Source organism: Tardiphaga sp. GW822-FHT04G09, assembly GCF_058800725.1.
The window spans coordinates 95,341-120,101 of the sequence record NZ_JBXAMO010000020.1 but is presented as its reverse complement, the minus strand read 5'-3'; the positions used below and the strand labels follow the sequence as shown (position 1 = coordinate 120,101).

Here is a 24,761-nt window from a genome sequence, read left to right as displayed (position 1 = left end):
ATGCAAGCGACGACGGCGCCCCCGCGCCGCCAACAACAGGGGCGATGACGCATGTCTGGAGAACAGTGGCTGTTTGAAATTCGAATCTGATGAGGCCGTAGGATGGGGTGAGCGCAGGCGCGTAGCGCAGGAGCGAAACCCATCAACTGCAGACGAAGAAAGCGATGGGTCGGGCGCGCTTTGCGCGACCCGTTGGTTCACCCCAACGAGTTGCGCGGGGTGTTATCCGCGATAGTCCCGCACCCGCTTCACCATCTGCTCCACATGGGCGATTGGCGTTTCCGGCTGGATGCCGTGGCCGAGATTGAAGATGAAGCGGCCTGCAGCGTAATTCGCCAATACGTCATCGACAGCGCGGTCGAGTGCCGCGCCGCCGGCGATCAGCACCAGCGGATCGAGATTGCCCTGCACGGCGACGTGGCTCTGTACACGTTCACGAATGAACGATGGCTCGGCGGCCCAGTCGATGCTCACGGCGTCGACACCGGTGGCGCCGACATAGCTTGGCAGCAGCGCGCCCGCGCCGCGCGGGAATCCGATGATCTTCGCATCCGGCACCTTGGCGCGCACGCCGGCGATGATGCGTTTGGTCGGCTCGACCGACCAGCGCTGGAATTCGGCAGCGGGCAGCACGCCGGCCCAGGTATCGAAAATCTGCAGCACATCGGCGCCGGCCTCGAGCTGATGGAGCAGATAGGTGATCGAGTTCTCAACAATGGTGTCGATGATTCTTGCGAAGGCTTCGGGATGCCGATAGGCCATCATCCGCGCCGGCGCCTGATCCGGCGTGCCGTGGCCGGCGACCATGTAAGTTGCGACCGTCCACGGCGCACCACAGAAACCGATCAGCGTAATCTTGGGATCGAGCTGCGCGCGGACGCGGCGCAGCGCCTCGAACACCGGTTCGAGCTTGCTGAAATCCGCTTCGGCGTTGAGTGTCGCGACCTTTTCCGGCGTATCCAGCGGATCGAGCCTCGGCCCCTCGCCGACCTCGAAGCGCACGGAACGGCCGAGCGCATAGGGGATCACCAGGATGTCCGAGAAGATGATCGCCGCATCGAAGCCGAAGCGCCGGATCGGCTGCAGCGTGACTTCGGTGGCGAAGTCCGGATTGAAGCACAGATCGAGGAAGCCGCCGGCCTGCGCGCGGACCTCGCGATATTCAGGCAGGTAACGCCCGGCCTGTCGCATCATCCAGAGCGGCGGCACCGCCTGGCGCTGGCCGGCGAGGACATCGAGGAAGGGCTTGCGGGGCGTGGACTGGGTCAAATGCTTGGGTTCCGGAAGGTGGCGCCGAAAGGCATGATTTTGCCGCCTCTGATACACCGCCGCTTGGCTCTTGGCGAGGCGCGGCAATCTCGCAAAGCGGGCGATTCGCCTCACGTTTTTGACGCATCTCAAGGTGCCATCGCGCTGCAAGCGGCATATAGACTGTACGAACATCATGAGCGAAAAGACCATGAACATCATGACCCCGATCGTCAGTCCCGAAATCGAGCAGAACCGCACCCGCACCAGGGTCTGGTTCGAGTCCCTCCGCGACCGCATCTGCGCCGAGATCGAGGCGCTGGAGCGCGAGGCGCCGCAGGCGCTGTTCCCGGGGGCGCCCGCCACCTTCACCTACAAGCCGTGGACCCGCGCGACGGGCACCGGCGGTGGCGTCGGCGGCTTCCTTTCGGGTGGTCGCCTGTTCGAGAAGATCGGCATCCACACCTCAAGCGCGAACGGCAAGCTGTCGCCGGAGATGGCGCGGCAAATGCCCGGCGGTGGATCGCAGCTCGATTACGTCTCCAGCAGCATCAGCCTGATCATGCATCCGCGCAGCCCGCGCGTGCCGACCGTGCACATGAACACGCGCTTCCTGTCGACGGCCGTCGGCTGGTTCGGTGGCGGCGCGGATCTGACGCCGATGCTGCCCGAGCAGCGCAAGGCCGATGCGCCGGATACGATCACGTTTCACGACGCGATGCGCGGCGCCTGCGATGCGCATGACCCCGCTTACTACAAGAAGTTCAAGGCCTGGGCCGACGACTATTTCTTCCTGCCACATCGCGGCGTGGCGCGCGGCGTCGGCGGCATCTTCTACGACCAGCTCAATACCGGCGATTTCGAGAAGGACTTCGCCTTCACGCGGGATGTCGGCTCGGCCTTCCTCGATGTCTATCCGCGCATCGTGCGTGCACGGATGCAGGAAGCGTGGACCGAGGAAGAGCGCGCACAGCAGCTCGAGACGCGCGGGCTCTATGTCGAGTTTAATCTCCTATACGACAAGGGCACGATGTTCGGCCTGCAGACCGGCGGCAACGTCGAAAACATTCTGAGCTCGATGCCGCCGCTGGTCAGCTGGAAGTGATTTCCTTCTCCTCGCTTGCGGGGAGAGGCTAAGTAAAAAAGCTCACGCCACCTGCTCCGCTTCGAGCGCGGCCTGCACGGCCCAGGACAGATCGGTGTTGAGCTGGAACGCCACCGAGCCTTCATCGATGATCGCCTGCGGATTTGTCGCGCGCTTGCCGGCTTCATCGAGCGCGTTGCGATAGTCCGATTTCAGCACCGCCAGATCGGCATAGGCCGGGAAATCGTAGAACGACAATTCCTCGGGCGCGAGGCCGGGTTTCTTGGCGAGCAGGCGCTTGAGAATCTGGCCGCCCGAGAGGTCGCCGAGATAGCGCGTATAGGCATGGGCGATCAGCAATTCGCCGTCGCCCTTAGCGGCATCCGCGATGCGCCTGGCATAGGCTTCGCCGGCAGGCAACATCGGCACGTCAGAGAAGTCGCCATCGCACAGCACATTGAGATCGGCTTGCATGGCCGATGCGCGATCGAGCCGATATCGGGCGAGTGCGGTGAGCACGGGCGTGTCGCGATGGCTCTCAAGTCCCGCTTCGAGCGCCTGATAGGCGGCCAGCAGATTCCGCTGCAGCAGGACATAGCCCTTGCGGCTGACGTCGCCGCGCAACATGTCCTTGATGATGCCGGAGCGCTCGGCTTCGGTGTGAAGCACCTTGGTGCCGAGATAGAGGGCGGTCACGACGCTGACGGGCGCAGTGCTATCTGCCGAGGCAGCAGGCATTGAATTCTCCGATGACTGATGAAGGGATGTGTTGGCGCTCGGGCTGATGACATCATATCACCCTCGCCGGATGCCACAAGGCGAGGCCTGGCCTGTCGCTACAGCATCGCCCGGCTGCGGGACTTGCGGCGGACCGGCGCAGATTTTCCGGTTTCCGTCGCAGGCAGGAACTGCGCGCCCTGTGCAGCGAGGAATGCGCGCATTGCCTGCGCCGGCGGCAGCAACACCTTGTCCTTGCGGTTGAGCACGAACCATTGCCGGATGATCGGCAGGCCGGTGACATCCAGCATCACCAGTCGCCGTTGCTCCAGTTCGGTGGCCACCGTATGCGCGGAGATGAAGGCGATGCCGAGTCCGGCCATCACGGCCTGTTTGATGGTCTCATTGCTGTCCATCTCCATGCCGATCGTGGCGCGCAGATCTGCGCTCTCGAACAGTTGCTCCATCAATCCGCGCGTGCCCGAGCCGGGTTCGCGCGTCAGGAATGTCTCGCTTGCGAGATCGCTCATGGAGAGGCGCGCCTTGCCTGCGAGGCGATGGTCGCTCGGCGCGATGATCACATGCGGATGATCGCCGATCAGGTTCACATCCATGTCGATCCCGGCCGGCGGCCGGCCCATGATTGCGATATCGAGATCGTAGCTGCGCAGACCTGCGATGGTCTCCTCGCGATTGCCCACCGTCAGCAGGATTTCGATCTTGGGATGGAGCTTTGCGAAGGCGGAAATTGCGAAAGGCACGAAGTATTTCGCCGTGCTGACGGCGCCGATGGAAATGCGTCCGCCGGTCTTGCCGGCCATCATGTCCAGCGATATCGCGCAGGCTGCCATCGCCGCCTCGATCCGTTCCGCCAGCGCCAGCACCTCGCGGCCGGCATCGGTCAGGACCATCCCGTCGCCGGTACGCTGGGTCAGCGGCAGGCCGGCGAGGCCTTGCAGGTTGCGCAGTTGCAAGGTGACAGCCGGTTGCGTCAGCCGCAGCTTCAAAGCCGCCGCCGTGATGCTGCCGCTGGCGGCCACCGCAGCCAGTGCACGCAGCTGGCGGATCGAGATGTCGCGGAACCGCTTCGTCATATAAGAAAAACTTTCCCCGCCTGACCTTTACAAAAATTCCTTTATTTGGCCCTGGAGGTCAATATCTGTGGGCAAAATGCGCCGTTTCTGCCATTCCCGGGCCTTCCGGACGCGGCCATGTGCCAGAAGGAGCCCGGTATTTTTGGAGAGATTGCGATGACCGACCACATGCCCCTGTCCCGATACACGGCTGACTATGCCGGACAGGACCCGCTGCGGCTGGCTGTCGCTGCTGCGGTCGACGCCTTCGCCAAGGCGTCCATCGAAATCTCCGAGCTGATCGGCTGCGGCGCTCTGGCCGGGATCACCGGCGAGGCGCAGGGCGCACAGAATGCCGACGGCGATGTGCAGAAGGATCTCGATGTCCGCGCCGACGAGATTGTACGCGCCGCTTTGAAGCCGGTGTCCTGGTCCGCTCTGGCCTCCGAGGAAGCCGAGACTGCCGATATCCGTGACAGCGGCGGCTTGCTCGATATCGCCTATGATCCCCTCGACGGTTCGTCGAATATCGAAACCAATATGACGGTCGGTACGATCTTCTCGATCATGCCGACGTCGAAAGGCGCTGTGCCGTTCACTCAGAAAGGTAGCGCACAGATCGCTGCCGGCTTCGTCGTCTATGGTCCGCAGACCTCGCTGGTGCTGACGCTCGGCGACGGCGTCGACATCTTCACGCTCGACCGCGCCACGCGGAGCTACAAGCGCATTCGGGCGCGTGTGCAGATCCCGGCCGAGTGCTCCGAATATGCGATCAACGCGTCCAACCATCGTCACTGGGAAGCGCCGGTGCGTGACTTCGTTGAGGAATGCCTCGCTGGTGCCGATGGCCCGCGTGGCAAGAATTTCAACATGCGCTGGATCGCAGCCTTGGTCGCCGAGGCCTATCGCATCCTGATCCGCGGCGGCGTGTTTCTCTATCCGTCCGATGCGCGCAAGGGCTATGCCGATGGCCGGCTGCGTCTCGTTTATGAAACGCATCCGATGGCTTTCATCGTCGAACAGGCCGGCGGCGGTGCGACCACGGGTCGTGTGCGTATTCTCGATCTCGCGCCGACGGCGATCCATCAGCGCGTGCCGCTGATCATGGGTTCGATCAGCAAGGTGAGGCGCATCGAGGCCATGCATCTCGATACGAGCGCGGGACAGGCGCAAGCCGCGGCCGAATAGGATGTGCGCACGACACATCCTGTTTTGACGGATTCAAAACATGACAGGCTTGAGGGCTTCTAAGACAAGGCGGCCTGAAACCGGTTGAGCAAGACGTGACCGCGGCCTAGACAATCGCAGGGGTCGCAAAGGATACGCGCATGCTTCCGCAGCAGGTCAAGGTCTCCGATATCACCGACGAGAATTCGGCACAGACCTATCTCAACCAGGCCATCATGACGACGTTCTGCCGCGTGCTCGACAGTTCGCGTTTGGCGCCCGATGTGGTGATGCGTCTTCTGGCAACCGCGATCGGCGCGACCTATCGCGAAGTCGCCGCGGCCCATCAGGACGGCGAATGCCCTTGCGGATGGCGCCCGGTACCGCATGCCGATATCGAGGCTCTGCGGTCGTCGCTGGAAGACGCTGCTGCGCCGAAAATTGCCGACGATCTGCACAGTATGGTGATCGCGGGCCGGGCGTAGCCGTCAGTCGATCTGCCCTGAAATAAGGCCGTATTTGCGCAAAATGGGCCACTGCGGATCACCGCAGATGGCATTTTTGCGTCTGTTCCGCTCTCCCGACCACGTGATCGGGCCAGCGCGATCAACATATGGCAATTCCTTTAGACCTAAACTACCTTGGCCCGATCCTTGAATGTCGAGGAGATCGCGATCGGTGCAAAGTGACCTCATGACATCTTCATCCGCTGCAGTTCTCGACCACCCCCCCGACAATTCGACCGTCTGGCGCGAAGTCGCACGGGCGATCGCCGATATCGGCGCCAAGCGCTGTTTCGGTCTCGTCGGCGGCGCAAATTTCAAGGTGACGCTCAGCCTCACCGAATTCGGCCTCGACTTTATTGCTGCGCGCCATGAAGGTGGCGCGGTGAGCATGGCCGATGTCGCAGCGCGGCTGACGCGCGATCTGACGATTGTCAGCGTAACGGCGGGGCCGGGGCTGACCAATGCGATCACCGGCATCGGCGAAGCCGCCAAGAGCGACACGCCATTGCTTGTTCTCGCAGGCGATGTGGTGCTTGGCGACAAGCAGTCGGCATTTGCCTTCAATCAGTCCGAACTCGTTCACGCGGTCGGCGGTGAGTGGCGACAGATCGCCGATGCACAGACCGCTTACGCGGACACCTGGAAAGCAGCCTCGATCGCTCTGCGTGAGCGCAAGCCCGTCGTGCTTAGCCTGCCGATCAATGTGCAGGAGATGCAGGTTGCGGCGACGATGGGCAAGAAGCATCCGCCGATCACGCCGCGGATCGCGGTCAACCCTGCGAAGCTGGACGAACTCGTTGCGACGATCCGGACCTCGAAACGGCCGTTGATCCTGGCGGGACATGGTGCTGTCGTGGCCGATGCACAGCCGCTGCTGGTGCAACTGGCCGACAGGCTCGGTGCGCTGCTGGCGACGTCGTTGCAGGCGCACGGGATGTTTTCCGGCCATCCATGGAATCTCGGCGTGGCCGGCGGCTTCTCGTCGAAAGCGACGGCTGAATTGATCGCGCAGAGCGACATGATCCTCGCTTTCGGCATGTCGCTGAACATGTGGACCACGAAAAAGGGCAAGCTGATTTCCGACTATGCCCAGCTCGTGCAGATCGATGTCGAGAAAGGCCGCATCGGGGTGCATCGTCCGGTCGATCTTGAACTCGAGGGCGATGCATCGGCTGTGGCGACCGCCGTATTGCAGGCGCTCGACAAGGCGCCGCCCGATGAACCCGGCTGGCGCACGCCCGAAGTCGCAGCGGTGATGACCGCGCGAGGCAATCACAATCTGGCCTATGACGACACCAGCACGGCCGAGCACATCGATCCACGTACGCTGAGCAAGGTGATGGACGGTATCCTGCCCAGGGATCGCACCGTCGTTGTCGACGGTGGACATTTCGTCGGCTGGGTGACGCGCTATATTTCCGCGCCCGATCATCGAGGCTGGTGCATTCCCATCGCGTTCCAGTCCATCGGCCTCGGCCTTGCCGGCGCGATCGGCGCGGCGGTGACGCAGCCGGAGCGGCTGACCGTGTTGGCCGTCGGTGATGGCGGCTTCCTGATGTCGATCGCGGAACTCGAAACCGCCGTGCGGCTGAAGAAGCGCATGTGTATCTTCATCTATAACGACAGCGCCTATAGCGCCGAGGTGCATCACTTCGGCCCCGAGGGCTACAATGCCGGCATGGCGCAATTCCCGGTGACCGACTTTGCGGCCATCGCGCGCGGATATGGCGCCGATGGCGTCGTGGTACGGACGCTCGCCGATCTCGACGCGGTTAAAGTTTGGGTCGCCGATGGCGCGGAGGGCGTGTTCATTGTCGATGGGCGGATCAATCCGAAGCTGATTGCGGACTGGTACAGCGAGATGTTCAGCGGCGCGAATCTGTAACGTAATCGTCTTCCCTCTCCCACAACGGGAGAGGGAAGACTGAGTTCAGACCGCCACGCTTTCGCGTCTTGCCGTCTCAACATTGGCCAACCACTCCTTTGCAATCGTCAGATCCGCCTGCGACAACTGATGGCCCACCGGCAACGAGCGGCGCTGCACATCGGTACCGGCTTTGGTCAGCATTACCGCCAGTCGCTGCGAATTGCTCGGCGGGATGATCGGATCGGACTGGCCCGACACGATCAGTACCGGCTTGCCAGCGAGATCTGCCGCCGGTGGTTCACGTAGAGGGACCATAGCGCGCAGCAATATCCCGCCGGCCAGCGCCTCGGGCCGCAGCAGCATCATCGCGGCGGCGATATTGGCGCCGTTGGAATAACCGAGGGCGATGGGCGCTGCGATGTTGTAGCGCTTGCGGGCTTCGACCACGAAGTCCGCGAGGTCATTGGCGCGTCTGATCACATCGTCCTCGTCGAACACGCCTTCGGCGAGCCGGCGGAAGAAGCGCGGCATGCCGTGTTCCAGCACCTGACCGCGCGGCGACAGCAATGCTGCCCCCGGCGCAATGGCTTCGCCGAGCGGCAGCAGATCGCTTTCGTCGCCACCGGTGCCATGCAGCAGCAGGAGCGGCGCTGCCTCGCGCCGGTTGCCCGGCACGAAGCGATGGATGTGGGACAGGTCGTTGCTCATGGCGTCACCTTGTCAGTTTCGAGAACGGGCAGCACACGTTCGATCTCGCCGCGATGCTTCTCGAGGAACGCAGGCAGTTTCAGATGCTCGCCGAGGGATTCGACGGGCTCATCCACGGCGAAGCCGGGGATGTCGGTGGCGATTTCGAACAGCACGCCGCCGGGTTCGCGGAAATAGACCGACCGGAAGTAGTTGCGGTCCTTCTGTTCCGTCGGCTGCTGGCCATGGGTCTTCACCAGCTTGTTGGCCATCACCTGCTGATCGGCATCATCGACGGCGCGGAAGGCGACGTGATGCACCGAACCGCGGCCCTGACGGCCCGGCAGGAAACCTCCGGCCTCGTAGATGTCGACGATGCCGCCTTCGACACTGTCGGCGCTCAGGCGAATGATCGAGCCTTCGCGGGCGGTTTCCTTGAAGCCGAACACGTCGGTGAGGATGGCGCTGGTCTTCTCGGCCTTCTCGAGCAGCAGCGTCACGCCATGGAAGCCGCGGATCGCGTGTTCGGCCGGGACGTCGCCATTGCTCCAGCCGGGCTCGTTCTCCGCGCCGCTGATACCGACCAGCGCGAGGCTCATGCCGTCCGGATCGGTGAAGGGCAGCACCGCTTCGCCGAAGCGCTTTTCGAGCGCCTCATGGGCAATGCCCTTCTCGATAAACCGATGCGTCCAGTAGCCGAGCGAACGGGCCGGGACCCGGAACGAGGTCTGCTGGGTCTGACCCACGCCGCCGCGCCCGGGGGCGGCATGCTCCCACGGGAAGAAGGTTAGGATGGTGCCCGGCTTGCCGGTCTCATCGCCGTAATAGAAAGTGGTAAGTGCCCGGATCGTCGAAATTGACGGTCTTCTTGACGAAGCGCATGCCCAGCGCGCGGGTGTAAAAGTCGAAGTTCCGCAAGGCGTTACCGGCGATTGCGGTCACATGGTGGATACCTGACATGGTCTGTCTCCTGGTTGGGAAGGCGTTTCGTCTTCCGTTGCCGGGATAATTGGGCGATACCAGATCAAAGACAATCCGGCCATTTGTGACATTACTGTCTATATTTTGAGGACAGTCAGGACGATCCCATGGACAAGCTCAACAGCCTGCGCGCCTTCGTCAAAGTGGTCGAACTCGGCTCCTTCTCGGAAGCCGGGCGGCAGTTGCGGCTGTCGCGCTCGGTGATCTCGAAATATGTCGGCGAGCTCGAACAGGATCTCGGCGTTCAATTGCTCAACCGCACGACGCGTCACGCCAGCGCCACCGAGAATGGGCAGGCCTATTTCGAGCGGGCCCTGAGTATTCTCGCCGATCTCGATGCCGCCGATCAGGCGGTGGCGCAGGCGCAATCGACGCCGCGCGGACTGCTGCGCGTCAATGCGCCGATGTCGTTCGGCACGCTGCAGCTTGGCCCGGCCATCGCCGATTTCATGGCGCAGTGTCCGGAGCTGCAGATCCAGCTCGTGCTGTCGGACGACCAGGTCGATCCGATGCAGGGCGGCTTCGATGTGACCTTGCGCATCGCCGATCTGGAATCCTCCAGCCTCATCGCGCGAAAAATCGTCGCCATTGATCGCGTGGTCTGCGCGTCACCGGACTATCTCAAGCAGCACGGCACGCCGAAACTGCCGGAAGATCTGCGCAGCCACGCGCTGCTGACCTACGGTTTCTTGCTCACCGGCAATCAGTGGAAGCTGACCGGAAAAAATGGCGACGATCACTGGATCCAGCCGAGCTGGACGCTATGCGTCAACAATGCCGAGGTGCTGCGCGATGCCGCCATCAAGGGCAGGGGCGTCGCGCTGCTGCCGACGTTCATTGCCGGCAATGCATTGCGTGCGGGCTCACTGCGCAGCATGCTCAATGCCTATAAGGCACCGCCGCTGACGCTCTATGCGATCTATCCGCCGACGCGGCACCTTGCCGTGAAGGTGCGGCTGTTCATCGATTTCCTGGTGGCACGCTTCAGCGGCGTGCCGGAGTGGGACAAGAAGCTCTAGCGCCAGATCGCGCGCATCCGCGAATTGATGTCCATGCGCACGCCCTGTGCTGCCGCACGCGCCGGATCTGCCGCGGCCACCTGCGGCCAGGTCGTTCGCTCGAACAGGCCGAGCAGCGCCTCGGGGATGAAGCGGGTACGCGACGCATAGACGTGGCGATCACCCTGCGCGTGCTGACCTTGGGTAAAGAAACGCTGCGGCACCATCAGATGCAGATCATCCTTGGCGCGCGTCATCGCCACATACAGAAGCCGGCGCTCTTCCTCGATCTCGGCGGATGTCCCGGTGCCCAGATCCGACGGCATGCAGCCATCGACCACATTCAGCACATAGACTGATTTCCATTCCTGCCCCTTGGCGGAATGGATGGTCGAGAGGATCAGATAGTCCTCGTCGAGCAGCGGTACGCCGGATTGATCGCTGGTTGCATCCGGCGGATCGAGCGTGAGTTCGGTGAGAAAACGCTCGCGCGACGGATAGCCCGAGGCTATCGCTTCGAGCTGGATCAGGTCTGCGCGACGCGTCAGCGAATCCTCGTGAATGCGATCGAGATGCGGCTCATACCAGCGTCGCGCCAATTCCAGCTCGGCGGGCCAGCCCGGGCGGCGTGACTTGATCTCGCTGATGACTTCGACAAAGCCGCGCCAGTCGGTGGCCGCGCGCGGCGGCGCCGGTGCATGCGTCAGCGCGTCAATCGGATCGGGGGCCGCGATCATGTGATCCAGCGCGCGCTGTGCGGATGCCGGGCCGACGCCGGGCAGCAATTGCATCAGCCGGAAACCGGCGACGCGGTCGCGCGGATTCTCGACGAAACGCAGCAGTGCCAGCATGTCCTTCACATGCGCGGCATCAAGAAACTTCAACCCGCCGAATTTGACGAACGGAATGTTTCGCCGTGTCAGTTCGACCTCAAGCGAGCCGCTATGTGACGAGGTGCGGAACAGCACTGCCTGCTCCTTGAGCTTCATGCCGCCTTCGCGATTGTCGAGCACGCGTGCGACGATGGCGCGGGCCTGATCGGTCGCGTCCCGAATGGTGACGAGTTGCGGCTTGGCGGAGGAGGCGCGGTCGGTCCAGAGATTCTTGGTGAAGCGTTCGCGCGCGAGATCGATCACGCCATTGGCCGCGGCCAGGATCGGCTGCGTTGAGCGATAGTTGCGGTCGAGCGTGATAATCTGTGCCGGCGGGCTGAACTGCCTGGGAAAATCGAGAATATTGCGCACGGTGGCGGCGCGAAACGAATAGATCGATTGCGCGTCATCGCCGACAACGGTGAGGCCCGCCCCGTTGGGCTTTAGCGCCAGCAGGATCGCCGACTGCAGCCGGTTTGTGTCCTGATATTCGTCGACCAGCACGTGATCGAAGCGGCCGCCGATATCGCTCGCAAGCAAAGGTTCGCTGGCCATCTGCGCCCAGTACAAAAGCAGGTCGTCGTAATCGAGCACGTTCTGCTTCTGCTTGGCCTCGAGATAGCCGGCGAACAATTCGCGCAGCTCGGCCGACCAGGCCGCGCACCACGGATAGGACGCGCCGAGCACCTGATCGAGTTCGGTCTCGGCATTGACGCAGCGGGAATAGATCGCGAGGCAGGTGCCCTTTGTCGGGAACCGCGTCTCGGTCCTGGAGAAGCCGAGTTCGTGCCGGACCAGATTCATCAGGTCGGCGGAATCCTCGCGGTCGTGAATGGTGAAAGCGGGATCGAGTCCGATCTGTTCGGCATAGTCGCGCAACAGCCGCGCGCCGATGCCGTGAAAGGTGCCGGCCCATGCCAGCGCGTCGGTCATGACGCCGGCATTGTCGCCCATCACCTTGCGCGCAATGCGTTCGACGCGGCGGCTCATTTCGCTGGCGGCGCGGCGCGAGAATGTCATCAGCAGGATGCGGCGCGGATCGGCGCCATTGACGATCAAATGGGCGACGCGATGGGCCAGCGTATTGGTCTTGCCGGAACCGGCGCCGGCGATGACCAGCAATGGCGGCGCGGATGGTGCGTTATCGTCCCCAGGCGGGAACACGCCATGTTCCACGGCGCGGCGCTGTTCCGGATTCAGGGCGTCGAGATAAGAGGCTTGGGCGAGCACGAGATGTATCCGAGGTGACGAATCACGCTCGCTGATTCCCGCTTTGTTCGCAATGGAAGAGCGGCGCGCCTAAGCGCGCCGCTGGAAGAATTATGCCGCCCGCACTTCGCGCAGGAACATATCGACCTGCGTGCGCAGGTCTTCGCCGTTGCGCGAGAGGTCCCCGGCCGATTCCACCACGCGCGATGCGGCGAGGCCGGTCTCGCGGGCGGCGTCATTGACGCCGGCGATGTTCTGCGAAACCTCGCCGGTGCCCCGGGCGGCTTCTGCGACGTTGCGTGCGATTTCGAGTGTGGCTGCGCCCTGTTCCTCGACGGCGGCGGCGATGGTGCTGGCGATCTCGCTGACGCGGCCGATGGTCGAGGTGATGCTCTGGATCGAATCCACCGAGAGCTTCGTTGCGCTCTGGATCGCGCCGACCTGTGCCGAGATTTCATCCGTCGCCTTCGACGTCTGGGTGGCCAGCGCCTTTACTTCGGATGCGACGACCGCGAAGCCGCGGCCGGCTTCACCGGCGCGGGCGGCTTCGATGGTGGCGTTGAGTGCGAGCAGGTTGGTCTGCGCCGCGATCTCGCTGATCAGCTTGACCACGTCGCCGATCTTCTGCGCGGCCTCGGCGAGGCTGTGCACTTCGCCATTGGTGATATTGGCCTGCGATACTGCATCGCCGGCCACGCGCGCGGACTCGTTGACCTGCTGTGCGATCTCGTTGATCGAGGCATTGAGCTCCTCGATGGCGGCAGCAACAGCCTGTGCGCTCTGCGTGGCTTCTTCGGAGGCTGCCGCAACGGCGGCGGTCTGCCGGGTGGATTCCTCGGCGGTGGCGGCCATCGACTGCGCGGTGTTGCGGAGTTCGCCGGCGGCCGAGCCGACGGCATTGACCACGGTGCCGACGCCGCTCTCAAAGCGCGAAGCCAGCGCGTTCATGGTGTCACGGCGATCGTGCTGGGCCCGCTCGCGCTGTTCTTCCTGCGCGGCGCGCAACTGCTCCGTCTCGATCAGGCCGGTCTTGAAGATCTCAACGGCGCCCGCCATCGAGCCGATCTCGTCCTTGCGGCCTGCACCCGGCACTGCGATCGTGTGATTACCGCCCGCAATGGTGCGCATCGCAGTTTCGAGTGCGCGGATCGGCTTCGCCATCGAGCGGCCCATGAAGGTTGCGATGGCGCCGGCGAGCAGCAGCACGCAAGCAGAAATGATAGCCAGCCAATTCAGCGAGGATCGCATCAGGCTGTGATATCCGCTGGTATCGCGGGTGATCTCGAAGACGGCGATGTTATCGCCGGAAAAGCTTTTTATCGCGCCGAAGGTTGTGGCAACGGGCTTGTTGTCGAGTTCGCCATATTGGGTCACGACCTCACCGGCGAGCGCGCGACGCAGCGTATCGACACCCGGAGCAGCCGATTTCAACGTGGAAGCCAGTGTCTTGCCGGCCTGGCCGTCGATCTGGTGGATGCCGACATCGACACCGAAGCGCGACTTCATGGTGTCGACGAAAGTCTTGCCGAACGGAGCGCCGACATCGATGGTGCCGAGAATGGTGTCGCCATCCATCGCTGGTGCTACGCCGAAGACGTTGAGCGCATCACGGCCGGGCTCGATGCCGCCAACCGACTTCTTGCTGGTCATCGTCTGCACCACCATCTTGCGGCGCTCGGAAACGTTGTCGCCGAACGTGCCGGGATTATGGATGCGGGCGAAGCTGATCGCCGGAGGTGTTTGAATCGTGATCAGTTCAAGGCCGCGCGGTTTGATACGCTGATGAGCTTCCTTCAGATGCGCAAGCGCATTGGCACGATCCTGCGTCTTGATGGCGTCCTTGATCGGCTGCGACGACGCGATCGACTCGGCGACCGCGAGCAGGGTTCGCGTCTCTGCGTTCAGCGCCGCGGTGAGGTTGGCGTAGTCGTCATGCGCTTCGCGATTGAGGGCGGTATCGATGATCGCCTGCTGCTGCCACATGCTGAAGGCCGCAAGCGCGCCGCACGATCCGGCAGCAACGAGCGTGATGGCCACAATCATACGTGCCGAAATAGAATTTAGTGCTTGCATCGATATGCCCCTTGGACCGCGGCAAGCAATTTTGCTGCGGCACTCATAGTTCCCACTCAAAAAATAGGGAGGCCGAATGAAGGAGCTCTTAATTACCTTTGGATTGCAGGTGTTATGGTATCATGATCCCTTTATGCCGCAGCATATCGAGGCATCGGCAATGCCAATGCTGGTCGCGATTGATTGTGTGACCATCCTAGTGGAGCCAGGATGAGCCATTTCCCTGCATCAGGCATCGATCCACATGCGACAGCAGAACCGCTGATTTGAAAGGCTTGTGCAGGCTGGAGACGGCGCCGAGCCGGATGGACATTGCGGGAAAATCGGGCGCAGGCGCGGCGGCGGATGACACCGGGTGAGATGAAATGACGATGATCGGAACTTCCGGCCGGCATAGATGCGCGAGCTTCATGGTCTCCAGCCCGTCCATCTCCGGCATGAAAACATCGATAATGAACAGATCGAAGTCCATATGGCGGAACATATGGAGCGCGCGCGGACCGGCGCTCGCGCAGGTGACGCTGTGGCCTTCGCGCTCAAGCATCAATTTGGTGACGATCTGAACTGCCTTGTCATCGTCGACGATCAGGATGCTTGCCATCTGCCGGTCTTCCGAATGCCGTCGCGTCAAGGCGCACTATGGTCTTGTCACACGCGCATCGTTGCACGTTACGAATGCAAATGCGGTTTCCTGTTCAACACCGCAGCGAGCAGCGAGCTGTGGACCTGAATATGTCCGTCATAGCTGACGAGGCCGAGCTTGCGAAACTTGTTCATGAAGAAGCTGACACGGGACCGTGTGGTGCCGATCATCTCCGCCAGCATCTCCTGGCTGATGTCGATATCAATGGGATGGCTGACGCCTTCCTCGCCATAGTGGGCGAGGATCAGCAACAGGCGCGCGAGGCGCTTCTCGCTTGAATTGAACAGCTGGTCGATCAGATCTTCTTCGATACGGTTGTTGCGCGACAGAAGATAGGCGACGAAGAATTCCGCGAAAGCCGGCTCGTCGCGCAGATGGGCGAGCATCGCCGATTTGGTGATCGTAACGATCGTGCAGTCTTGCATCGCCGTCGCTGTGACGGTGCGCAGCGGATGACCATTCAGGCAACCCTCACCGAGGAACTGTCCGGGTTCGAGCAGGCCGACGACGGCTTCCTTGCCTTGTTCGGACAGGACCGTGAGCTTGATACGCCCGTTCAGGATGTAACAAACCGAATCTGCGGTCTCTCCCTGACAGAAGATGTTCTGGTTCTTCTTGTAGTCGGTCGTAACCTTTCCCATGCCGGGACAGGTCAGAAAATACGCCGCATCGAATTCGGCTGGAGCAGGGACCTTCAAGGCAGCTCGCCGCGTCATCACGAATCTCCGAACGTCGATCTTTGTCAGGTTAGCGTAAATCTATTCAAGGTTGTATTGTTCCCGTCCGATCTAGTTAAATTGCTGATCCGAGATCAGAAACGCACGTGCGCGAGTGCAGGGATTAATGGGGGCATCAATCGTGATGCGCATATAGATACCACCAAGCGGGGGAGGCGGCATAGTTACGTCGTCGGATTCACGGCCCTGAAACAACTTCGATCCATGTTGCTACGCAACGTAACGCGCAGATCGTCTGGTCATGATCACAACACACGCTGCCCTTGAATTGCGAGGGTTAATGAAACGTTTCGATCGGCCCGCCGTCGACGGGCTTGATCTCACGGTTCGTGCCGGCGAGTTTTATGCGCTGCTGGGCGCCAACGGCGCGGGCAAGACGACGACATTGCGCATGGTCGCGGGATTGCTGCGTCCTGATGCAGGATCGGTGTCCATACTTGGCATCGATGCGCTTGCCGATCCCGTTGCGGCAAAGCAGGTCATGGCCTGGGTCTCCGACGAGCCGATGATCTATGACAAGCTGACGCCGCTTGAATATCTCGAATTCGTCGCCGGTCTATGGGGCTGCGATGCTGAAACGGCAGAGCGCTCGTCGCATGGACTGTTGGCATCGCTAGGTCTTGGACCACATCTGCATGAGCGATGCGAAGGCTTCTCCAAGGGAATGCGTCAGAAGGTGGCGCTGGCCGGTGCGCTGGTGCACGAGCCCCGGCTGATCATTCTCGATGAACCTTTGACGGGGCTCGATGCCGTGTCGGCGCGACACGTCAAAGGCCTGCTGCAGGATCGCGTGCGCGCCGGCTGCGCTGTCATCATGACCACGCATATTCTCGAAGTCGCCGAGCGCATGGCCGACCGGATCGGCGTGATCGCCGCAGGCAGGCTGATCGCCGAAGGTACCCTTGCCGAATTGCGCCAGCAGAACGGACAGGGCGACACCAGCCTCGAGGATATGTTCGTGGCGCTGGTGGACGGCGCGCCGGTCGCCGCATGACGCCATCCGCCAATGTGATGTGGTTTGCCGGCCACGAAGTCCGGCTGGCATGGCGCGAGATGCTGGGCATGCTCACGGCGGGCCGTCGCTGGCGTCCGCGCAGCATTTCGCTCTTGCTGATCGTTTTCGTGATCTTTCTGCATCTGCCGGCCTATGCGGTGGTTGGCCGCTTTGCCGACGTGCAGACGCCGCTCGATCAATCGACGGCCATTGTCATTACCGCCAGTATCTTCCTCGCCTGGGCGCTGGTTCTGTCGCAGGCTATCGAGTCGGTTACCCGCGTATTTTATGCGCGCGCCGATCTCGATCTCATCATGTCGTCGCCTGCGCCGCTCACCAACCTGTTCTCCGTCCGCATCGCGGCCATCGCATTGACGGTGACCCTAATGGCGATGCTGCTAGCGACGCCTTTCGTCAACGTACTGGTGATCGGCGGCGGCGCGCGCTGGTTCTCCGCCTATGCCGTCGTCATCGCGATGGGTCTTTCCGCATCGGCCTGCGCGATCGCCATCACCGTCGGACTGTTTCAGCTTTGCGGCCCTGCGAAGACGCGACTGGTCGCGCAGATCATTTCGGCGGTTACTGGCGCCGGTTTCGTTATCGCATTGCAGGTCGCGGCGATTCTCTCCTACGGCACGCTGTCACGTTTCGCCGTGCTGACCTCCGATGCCGCGGCAGCCTTTGCGCCTGAGGCCAACAGCCCGGTGTGGTGGCCCGCACGGGCGATGCTCGGTGATGTCGCGACGCTGGTGCCGTTGCTGGCAGCTGGGTTGTTCCTGCTCGGAATCGTGATGGCGATCTTTTCGCCGCGCTTCAGTAACTACGTGGCCAGTGCCGCACCATCGGCGCAAGTTCGTCGCAAGAAAGCAGCAAGACCGTTCCGAACCGGATCTCGGCGTAGGGCCTTGCGGCGCAAGGAGTTTGTCCTGTTGTGGCGCGATCCGTGGTTGGTCTCGCAAACGCTGATGCAGCTATTGTATCTGCTGCCGCCGGCCTTGATGCTGTGGCGCAGTTTCGGCGAGGGGACGGGCGCCTTCATCGTGCTGGCACCGGTGATCGTGATGGCCGCCGGTCAGCTCGCCGGCGGCCTGGCCTGGCTGACGATCTCCGGCGAAGACGCTGCCGATCTGGTCGCAACTGCGCCGCTTCCGGCCAACACGATCATCACGGCCAAGGTCGAAGTCGTGCTTGTGATTATCGCTGCGGTGTTCACGCCGATGATCGCGGGTCTTGCGCTCGTCTCGCTACGACTTGCTGCGGTCACAGCATTGGCAACCGTCGTGGCGGCAGCCTCGGCGACGGCCATCCAGCTCTGGTTCAGGGTGCAGGCACGGCGCAGCCAGTTCAGGCGACGCCAGACGTCATCGCGCATCGCGACCTTCGCGGAAGCCTTCTCGTCGATCGGCTGGGCTGCGACTGCGGCACTGGCACTGGTGCTGCCGATTGCGTCCGTGATCTCGGGTGTCATGACGGCAGGCCTCATGGCACTGACGTGGAAGATCAGTCCTGTCAGGACCTGAAACAACAAAGCCCCCCGCGGACACGAGTGGCTTTGAAATTAACAACAGTCTTGAAACGACGATCAGGCCACCATCGACATCGGTGCGATGGCAGGGGTGGCTTCGCTAAAAACCTCTTCCGTGACCACCGTAAAACGCACCAGCGGCGTCGGACCGAAGTTGGTGGAGATCGCGACGTCCGCGGCATCGCGGCCGCGAGCCATCACGATGCGCCCGATGCGCGGATGATTGTGGCGTGCATCGAACGTGTACCACTGGTTTCTGAGATAGACCTCGAACCAGGCGCTGAAATCCATCGGAGCCGGATCGATGGGCACGCCGATATCGCCGAGATAGCCGGTGCAATAGCGCGCCGGAATGTTCATGCAGCGGCACAGCGTGACGGCCAGATGCGCAAAGTCGCGGCACACGCCGATACGCTCTTCATGACCTTCAAAGGCAGTACGATCGTTGCGGGCATGGTGATAGCCGAATTCGATGCGTTGATGCACGTAATCGACAATGGCCTGGACGCGCGCTGCGCCATCCTCGATATGGCCGAACAGCGCCCATGCCAGATCGGACAGCTTCTGCGTGTCGCAATAGCGGCTGCCGAGCAGGAAGACCATGACATCGTCAGGCAATTCACTGACCGGCTGCAACGGTCCCGATGGCGGAGCTGCGTCCGGCAGCCCGCTATCCGAAATCAGAAAATCGTTCTTGATCTCGATCAGTCCGGGCGGTGCGACGATCCGCGTACAGGTATTGCCGAACATGTCGAGATAGTCATGCGCCTGCACGTCGTGGGAAAACCGGATGCAGTGCGGGCTCTGCAAATCCTTCGCGCGCGAAGGATGGATGCTGAGCATCAGGATCATGGGCGTTTCCTGGGTACACTGGAATGCGATGTCATAGCCCGCGCGAATCTGCACTTTTACGTCTCCACCAGCTTGGCAAATCAGAAATGACTGCCTGACAAGTGTAGTCACCAAACTTCGTTCCGAAGTTCAGTGACAGGAATGTGCAGAAAATGTGGGCAGCGAGGCCGCGTTGGCTCCACTGCGCCAAAAGCTATTTCTTTAAGGACAACAGCAGCAGCGATCTACCGGTGACCTGATAGATGTGGCCGAACGGGAAGTCCTCGCCGCCCTTCGTGTCCGGGATATTGGTGTCCACCAGAAGTTCCCAGGCCTGTCCGCCGAAGGCCTCGGGCATCGTGAAGTCGACCAGCCCCTCGAAGCCGTTCAGGATCATCAGCATGGTCTGATCCTCGGCGGGCTTGTGGATGCCGGTCTTCTGCGCCCGCCCGTCCAGCAGCATGCCGAAGCACTTCATGTTGTCGTCTTTCCAATGCACATCCTGCATCGGGCCGCCATTGGCGTTGATCCATGTCACATCGCGAACATCGAGGTCGGGATCGTGTTCGCCGGTCAGGAAGCGGCTGCGGCGCAGGACAGAGCAATTGCCGAGCAACTTGATGAGCCTCTTGGTGAAAGCGAGGAGGTCCTTGCCCTCGGCCGTGAGGCTCCAGTTGAACCAGGAAATCTCGCTGTCCTGGCAATAGGCATTGTTGTTGCCGTTCTGTGTGCGGCCGAATTCGTCGCCGCCGAGCAACATCGGTGTGCCCTGAGAGAACAGCAGCGTCGCCAGCATATTGCGCTTCTGGCGCTCGCGCAGGGCGATGATCGCCTTGTCGTCAGTCGGCCCCTCGACGCCGCAATTCCATGAGCGGTTGCTGGAGCTGCCGTCCTTGTTGTTCTCGCCATTGGCCTCGTTGTGTTTCTCGTTATAGCTCGCCCAGTCGTTCAGCGTGAAGCCGTCGTGCGCAGTGACGAAATTCACGCTGGCCCAGGCGCGACGCCCCTGATGGTTGAACATGTCGCCGGATGCGACGAGACGCGGTGCAAGTGCCGAGACCGGCGCCTTGCCACGCCAGAAATCGCGCGCGGTATCGCGGAACTTGTCGTTCCATTCCGCCCAACCGGGCGGGAAACCGCCGACCTGATAACCGCCGGGGCCGATATCCCAGGGTTCGGCGATCAGCTTGATTGTCGTCAGCAACGGATCCTGATCGACGGCTTTCAGGAAGCCGCTCTGTTCGGTGAAGCCGTAGACTTCGCGCGCCAGGATGGTGCCGAGATCGAAGCGGAAGCCGTCGATATGCATCTCCCGCACCCAGTAGCGCAGGCTGTCCGCCACCATCTGGATGACGCGGGCGTTGGACAGGTTCACCGTGTTGCCGGTACCGGTGTCGTTGATGTAATAGCGCGGCTTGTCCGGCATCAGCCGGTAATAGCTGGCATTGTCGATGCCCTTGAAGGACAGCGTCGGGCCAAGCTCGTTGCCTTCGGCGGTGTGGTTGTAGACCACGTCGAGGATGACCTCGAGACCGCCGGCATGCAGCGCCGACACCATCTCCTTGAACTCGCGCAGCGAGTTCGGCACGTCGGACGCGTAGCGCGGATCTGGCGCAAAGAAGCCGATGGAATTGTAGCCCCAGTAATTCACCAGCTTCTTGTTCAGCAGATAGTCGTCATTGATGAAAGTGTGGATTGGCAGCAGCTCGACCGAGGTGATGCCGAGGCCGCAGAGATGATCCACCACAGGCTTGCTGCCGAAGCCGGCATAGGTGCCGCGCAGCTTTTCCGGCACGTCGGGATGCAGCTTGGTGAAGCCCTTGACGTGGGTCTCGTAGATGATGGTCTGATCCCATGGCACGGGCTGCCGGCCGGCCTCGCCGGCCCAGTCGAAGTCGCGATCGACGATCACGCATTTCGGCATGAACGGGGCGGAGTCGCGTTCGTCGAAAGTGGTGTCGTCGCCGCTCTCCATCTTGTAGCCGAATACGGCCGGATTCCATTCGAGCTGACCGGCGTGGGCACGGGCATAGGGGTCCAGCAGCAGCTTGTTCGGGTTGAAGCGATGACCTTTCTCGGGCTCATACGCTCCATGGACGCGGTAGCCATAGAAGGTGCCGGGGCCGACATCGGGGATGTAACCGTGAAAGACCTCGTCGGTATATTCCGGAAGTTCGATTCGTGTTTCCTTGTCGCCGTCGAACAGGCAGACCTCGACCCTGGTGGCATTGGCCGAGAACAGCGCGAAGTTGGTGCCCTTTCCGTCCCAATGCGCGCCAAAGGGATAGGGAAGACCTTCTTCGATCACTCTGTTCGTCACGATTGCCCCACTGTCTGGTGATGAAAATGCGCGGGATAACTGCATTGCCGCATTTCCGTTGCAATGCAATCAGGCCATTTCGGAATATATCTTGGCCTGCGAGGGTCTCTAGCCCGGAGTTCTGCTTATGACCGACGTCTCCCATCACAAACGCATCGCATTGCTGGGTGCGCCGGTCGAAGTCGGCGCCTCACAGCGCGGGACCTTGATGGGACCGGCAGCGATGCGCACCGCGGGGCTCGGCCCGTTGCTGGAAGAGCTTGGTTTCGCGGTGGAAGACCACGGCGACCTCACGCCGCCGCCTGTGCCTCGATCGACCGATACACCGCCGGAGAACGCCAGGCATTACCGCGTGATCCAGAACTGGATCCAGGCGCTGAGTGCCCGGGCCTACATGCTGGCACGATCAGGGGCGCTGCCGATCTTCATGGGCGGCGACCACAGCCTGTCGATGGGGTCGGTCAATGGCGTGGCGCGCCACTGGCACGAGCAGGGGCGCGAATTGTTCGTGCTGTGGCTCGATGCGCATGCCGACTACAACACGCCGCACACGACCATCACGGGCAACATGCATGGCATGTCCGCAGCCTTTCTGTGTGGCGAGTCCGGTCTCGACGGACTGCTCGGTGCGGAGCCTCGCGCCTCGATCAAACCTGACAATCTCGATCTGTTCGGCATCCGCTCCATCGACAAGCTCGAGAAAGAGCTGGTGCACGCCCGCAAGGTAGCCATTGCAGACATGCGGCAGATCGACGAATTCGGTGTAGGTGTTTTGATCCGCCGTGTCATCGAGCGGGTCAAGGCGCGCAACGGCGTGTTGCATGTGTCCTTCGATGTGGACTTCCTCGATCCTGCGGCAGCGCCCGGCGTTGGCACCATGGTTCCGGGGGGCGCGACCTATCGCGAAGCGCATCTGATCATGGAGCTGCTGCACGACTCAGGCCTGATGTGCTCGCTGGATGTCGTCGAGCTCAATCCGTTTCTGGACGAGCGCGGGCGAACGGCACGGATGATGGTCGAACTGGTCGGCAGCCTGTTCGGTCAGCAGATCACCGACCGGCCGACGCCCAGCAACGCAATTATACCGCCCGGCTAGCTCACGGTCGGCAAAACCTCGATTGGTTCCCGGTCTTTGCGCGCGTTACGCATGATCGTTTTGCTATCTTCACGGAACTAACCCTGCAGCGCGGGATTTCTACTCCATCGTTCACACACGGAGGAGCACGCCATGATTAAGCATCTCGCCATCATTGCCGTTGCTGCGGCGGGCATCAGCAGCGCAATTCCAGCCAAGGCCCAGGAGATCGGCGTCGGCGTCGGTCCGGGCGGCGTTACGGTCGGTGCCGTCGGGCGCGACCGCTATCGCGACGATTATGACCGTGGTTATTATCGCGATCGCCGCGACCGCAACGAGACCGTGATCATCAAGCGCAGCCGCGATCGCGATCGTGGCTATTACGATGGCGGTGTCGAACGTCGTACTGTCATCGAACGCTACTAATACTACGTCGACCGAAAGGCGGCCCTTCCTCGGAAGGGCCGTTTTTTCGTGCGTGATGGCAGCCTCAGAACATTGAGTGACAGGACCATGGCAATTGCAGCGACAGTCTGGTGGCAGGCCGGCACCATCTACCAGATCTATCCACGCTCGTTTCAGGATTCCAACGGCGATGGTATCGGCGATCTCGCGGGGGTCGTCAGTCGGCTTCCCTATTTGCGGCAGCTCGGCGTCGACGCCATCTGGCTGTCGCCGATCTTCCCATCTCCGATGGCAGACTTCGGCTATGATATCTCGGACTATACCGGCGTCGATCCGATCTTCGGGACAATGGCCGATTTCGACGCACTTGTGGCGGCCGCTCACGGCCATGGGCTGAAGATCATTCTCGATCTGGTGCCGAACCACACGTCGGATCTGCATCCGTGGTTTATCGAGAGCCGATCGTCGCGCGACAATCCCAAACGCGATTGGTATATCTGGCACGATCCGAAGCCGGACGGCAGCGCGCCGACGAATTGGATGTCGGAGTTTGGCGGGAGTTCGTGGGAATATGATGAGGCCACAGGGCAATATTACTACCATGCCTTTCTCGATAAACAGCCTGACCTGAACTGGCGCAATCCGGCCGTCCGTGACGCCATCTATGAGGTGATGCGATTCTGGATGCGGCGCGGCGTCGATGGCTTCCGCGTCGATGTGATCTGGCATCTGATCAAGGATTCCGAATTTCGCGATAATCCCGTCAATCCGAATTTCACGGCGGGCCGGCCGCCGCACGAAGCCTTCCTGCAATTGTACTCTACCGATCGTCCGGAGACCCTGGACGTGGTCACAGAAATGCGCCGCGTCATCGATGAGTTCGACGATCGCGTACTGATCGGGGAGGTTTATCTCCCGATCGATCGGCTGGTTTCCTATTACGGCAAGGACCTCTCCGGTGCACATTTGCCCTTTAACTTCGCGCTGCTCTCGGCGCCCTGGAATGCCTTTGCCATCGGCGATCTGATCGCGCGCTATGAAGCGGCGCTGCCGTTCGGTGCCTGGCCGAACTGGGTACTCGGTAATCACGACCGGCCGCGCGTTGCCAGCCGGGTCGGCCCAGCCCAGGCCCGTGTCGCCGCGATGTTGCTGCTGACGCTGCGCGGGACGCCGACGCTGTATTACGGTGACGAGATCGGCATGAAACAGGTGCCTATCGCGCCGGATCAGGTGCAGGACCCGTTCGAAAAGAACGTTCCCGGCATCGGTGTCGGCCGCGACGGATGCCGCACGCCGATGCAATGGGCTGCCACGGAGCACGCGGGTTTCACGACGGCCGAGCCCTGGCTGCCGCTGGACATGGACTATCACCATCAGAATGCTGCTGCGCTCGCGGCCGATCCCCATTCGATCCTGAGCCTCTATGTGAAGCTGATCGATCTGCGCAAACGGACGCCCGAACTGGTGTTCGGCAATTATGAGCCGGTGCAGACCCCCAGCGATCTGCTTGCCTATCGGCGCGTCTATGACGGACAGGCGCTCCTGATTGCCCTCAATTTGAGCGGCGAGCCTGTCGCATTGCATGTGGAGGGCGGCGAGATTTTGCTGGCGACGGCGCTGGGGCGTAAGGGCGAGAACGTGTCGGGCCAGTTGGAGTTGCGCGGCAATGAGGGCGTTATTGTAAGGTTACGATAGCTCATGTCCATCAGCCATCTTCCTGGATCGTCTCGCTTGCGCTCGCAATGACGC

20 protein-coding genes and 1 pseudogene are annotated in these 24,761 nt (G+C 61.9%); 10 read left to right on the top strand and 11 right to left on the bottom strand.

Features of this window, described 5'->3' with window-relative positions:
- Positions 1-222: 222 nt before the first annotated feature.
- Complete coding sequence (hemE, locus tag AC1RLZ_RS25515; protein WP_493190896.1) at positions 223-1,269, bottom strand: uroporphyrinogen decarboxylase; 1,047 nt, start codon at positions 1,267-1,269, stop codon at positions 223-225.
- 190 nt (positions 1,270-1,459) lie between these two features.
- Between hemE and hemF the strand changes: the two genes are divergently transcribed.
- Positions 1,460-2,353 carry an oxygen-dependent coproporphyrinogen oxidase gene (gene hemF / locus AC1RLZ_RS25510; protein WP_493190895.1) on the top strand — a complete coding sequence of 298 codons (894 nt, stop codon included), beginning with the start codon at positions 1,460-1,462 and terminating at the stop codon, positions 2,351-2,353.
- A gap of 42 nt (positions 2,354-2,395) precedes the next feature.
- Here hemF and AC1RLZ_RS25505 read toward each other — a convergent pair whose 3' ends face one another.
- Positions 2,396-3,070 (bottom strand): biliverdin-producing heme oxygenase, encoded by a 675-nt coding sequence (locus AC1RLZ_RS25505; RefSeq protein ID WP_493190894.1) that lies wholly within the window; start codon positions 3,068-3,070, stop codon positions 2,396-2,398.
- A gap of 98 nt (positions 3,071-3,168) precedes the next feature.
- Positions 3,169-4,143 carry a LysR family transcriptional regulator gene (locus AC1RLZ_RS25500; RefSeq protein WP_493190893.1) on the bottom strand — a complete coding sequence of 325 codons (975 nt, stop codon included), beginning with the start codon at positions 4,141-4,143 and terminating at the stop codon, positions 3,169-3,171.
- Positions 4,144-4,299: 156 nt separating this feature from the next.
- Between AC1RLZ_RS25500 and AC1RLZ_RS25495 the strand changes: the two genes are divergently transcribed.
- The 3 genes from AC1RLZ_RS25495 (at position 4,300) to AC1RLZ_RS25485 (ending at position 7,680) form a co-directional block, all read left to right on the top strand.
- Positions 4,300-5,310, top strand: coding sequence for a class 1 fructose-bisphosphatase (locus AC1RLZ_RS25495; protein ID WP_493190892.1), 1,011 nt, complete (start codon positions 4,300-4,302; stop codon positions 5,308-5,310).
- Between the two features lie 140 nt (positions 5,311-5,450).
- A complete protein-coding gene (locus AC1RLZ_RS25490; RefSeq protein WP_493190891.1) occupies positions 5,451-5,774 on the top strand; it encodes a hypothetical protein in 324 nt (107 codons plus the stop codon).
- A gap of 208 nt (positions 5,775-5,982) precedes the next feature.
- Positions 5,983-7,680, top strand: coding sequence for a thiamine pyrophosphate-binding protein (locus AC1RLZ_RS25485; RefSeq protein ID WP_493190890.1), 1,698 nt, complete (start codon positions 5,983-5,985; stop codon positions 7,678-7,680).
- 45 nt (positions 7,681-7,725) lie between these two features.
- Here the strand turns inward: AC1RLZ_RS25485 and AC1RLZ_RS25480 are convergent, their stop codons facing one another.
- Together AC1RLZ_RS25480 and AC1RLZ_RS25475 are read right to left on the bottom strand one after the other, a co-directional pair.
- Positions 7,726-8,370 carry an alpha/beta hydrolase gene (locus tag AC1RLZ_RS25480; RefSeq protein WP_493190889.1) on the bottom strand — a complete coding sequence of 215 codons (645 nt, stop codon included), beginning with the start codon at positions 8,368-8,370 and terminating at the stop codon, positions 7,726-7,728.
- Positions 8,367-9,309: pseudogene (locus tag AC1RLZ_RS25475) on the bottom strand (ring-cleaving dioxygenase). Before AC1RLZ_RS25475 ends, AC1RLZ_RS25480 begins: the two are co-directional and overlap by 4 nt.
- A gap of 128 nt (positions 9,310-9,437) precedes the next feature.
- Here AC1RLZ_RS25475 and AC1RLZ_RS25470 point away from each other — a divergent pair.
- Positions 9,438-10,349: a LysR family transcriptional regulator gene (locus tag AC1RLZ_RS25470; RefSeq protein ID WP_493190888.1), complete on the top strand. Its 912-nt coding sequence runs from the start codon at positions 9,438-9,440 to the stop codon at positions 10,347-10,349.
- On the opposite strand, the gene AC1RLZ_RS25465 is transcribed toward AC1RLZ_RS25470, so the two are convergent.
- The 4 genes from AC1RLZ_RS25465 to AC1RLZ_RS25450 form a co-directional block, all read right to left on the bottom strand.
- Positions 10,346-12,430 carry an ATP-dependent helicase gene (locus tag AC1RLZ_RS25465; RefSeq protein ID WP_493190887.1) on the bottom strand — a complete coding sequence of 695 codons (2,085 nt, stop codon included), beginning with the start codon at positions 12,428-12,430 and terminating at the stop codon, positions 10,346-10,348. The genes AC1RLZ_RS25470 and AC1RLZ_RS25465 overlap by 4 nt on opposite strands.
- A gap of 90 nt (positions 12,431-12,520) precedes the next feature.
- Positions 12,521-14,482, bottom strand: coding sequence for a methyl-accepting chemotaxis protein (locus tag AC1RLZ_RS25460; RefSeq protein WP_493190886.1), 1,962 nt, complete (start codon positions 14,480-14,482; stop codon positions 12,521-12,523).
- Between the two features lie 196 nt (positions 14,483-14,678).
- On the bottom strand, positions 14,679-15,083 hold the full coding sequence (locus AC1RLZ_RS25455) for a response regulator (protein ID WP_493190885.1): 405 nt from the start codon (positions 15,081-15,083) through the stop codon (positions 14,679-14,681).
- Between the two features lie 68 nt (positions 15,084-15,151).
- A complete protein-coding gene (locus tag AC1RLZ_RS25450; RefSeq protein WP_493190884.1) occupies positions 15,152-15,841 on the bottom strand; it encodes a Crp/Fnr family transcriptional regulator in 690 nt (229 codons plus the stop codon).
- A 262-nt stretch (positions 15,842-16,103) separates the two neighbouring features.
- Here AC1RLZ_RS25450 and AC1RLZ_RS25445 point away from each other — a divergent pair, with 262 nt between their 5' ends.
- Complete coding sequence (locus AC1RLZ_RS25445) at positions 16,104-16,856, top strand: ABC transporter ATP-binding protein (protein ID WP_493190883.1); 753 nt, start codon at positions 16,104-16,106, stop codon at positions 16,854-16,856.
- Positions 16,853-18,376: a permease gene (locus AC1RLZ_RS25440; protein WP_493190882.1), complete on the top strand. Its 1,524-nt coding sequence runs from the start codon at positions 16,853-16,855 to the stop codon at positions 18,374-18,376. The genes AC1RLZ_RS25445 and AC1RLZ_RS25440 overlap by 4 nt, the downstream gene beginning before the upstream one ends.
- A gap of 62 nt (positions 18,377-18,438) precedes the next feature.
- Here AC1RLZ_RS25440 and AC1RLZ_RS25435 read toward each other — a convergent pair whose 3' ends face one another.
- Together AC1RLZ_RS25435 and glgX are read right to left on the bottom strand one after the other, a co-directional pair.
- Positions 18,439-19,287, bottom strand: a complete 849-nt coding sequence (locus AC1RLZ_RS25435) for a transglutaminase-like domain-containing protein (RefSeq protein ID WP_493190881.1) — start codon at positions 19,285-19,287, stop codon at positions 18,439-18,441.
- A gap of 139 nt (positions 19,288-19,426) precedes the next feature.
- Positions 19,427-21,532 (bottom strand): glycogen debranching protein GlgX, encoded by a 2,106-nt coding sequence (gene glgX / locus AC1RLZ_RS25430; protein ID WP_493190880.1) that lies wholly within the window; start codon positions 21,530-21,532, stop codon positions 19,427-19,429.
- A gap of 127 nt (positions 21,533-21,659) precedes the next feature.
- Between glgX and rocF the strand changes: the two genes are divergently transcribed.
- The 3 genes from rocF to AC1RLZ_RS25415 all read left to right on the top strand — a co-directional run bounded on the left by rocF (position 21,660) and on the right by AC1RLZ_RS25415 (position 24,707).
- Positions 21,660-22,628, top strand: coding sequence for an arginase (rocF, locus tag AC1RLZ_RS25425; RefSeq protein ID WP_493190879.1), 969 nt, complete (start codon positions 21,660-21,662; stop codon positions 22,626-22,628).
- A 132-nt stretch (positions 22,629-22,760) separates the two neighbouring features.
- A complete protein-coding gene (locus AC1RLZ_RS25420; protein ID WP_371423346.1) occupies positions 22,761-23,033 on the top strand; it encodes a hypothetical protein in 273 nt (90 codons plus the stop codon).
- An 87-nt stretch (positions 23,034-23,120) separates the two neighbouring features.
- Positions 23,121-24,707: an alpha-amylase family glycosyl hydrolase gene (locus tag AC1RLZ_RS25415; protein WP_493190878.1), complete on the top strand. Its 1,587-nt coding sequence runs from the start codon at positions 23,121-23,123 to the stop codon at positions 24,705-24,707.
- Positions 24,708-24,761 lie beyond the last annotated feature (54 nt).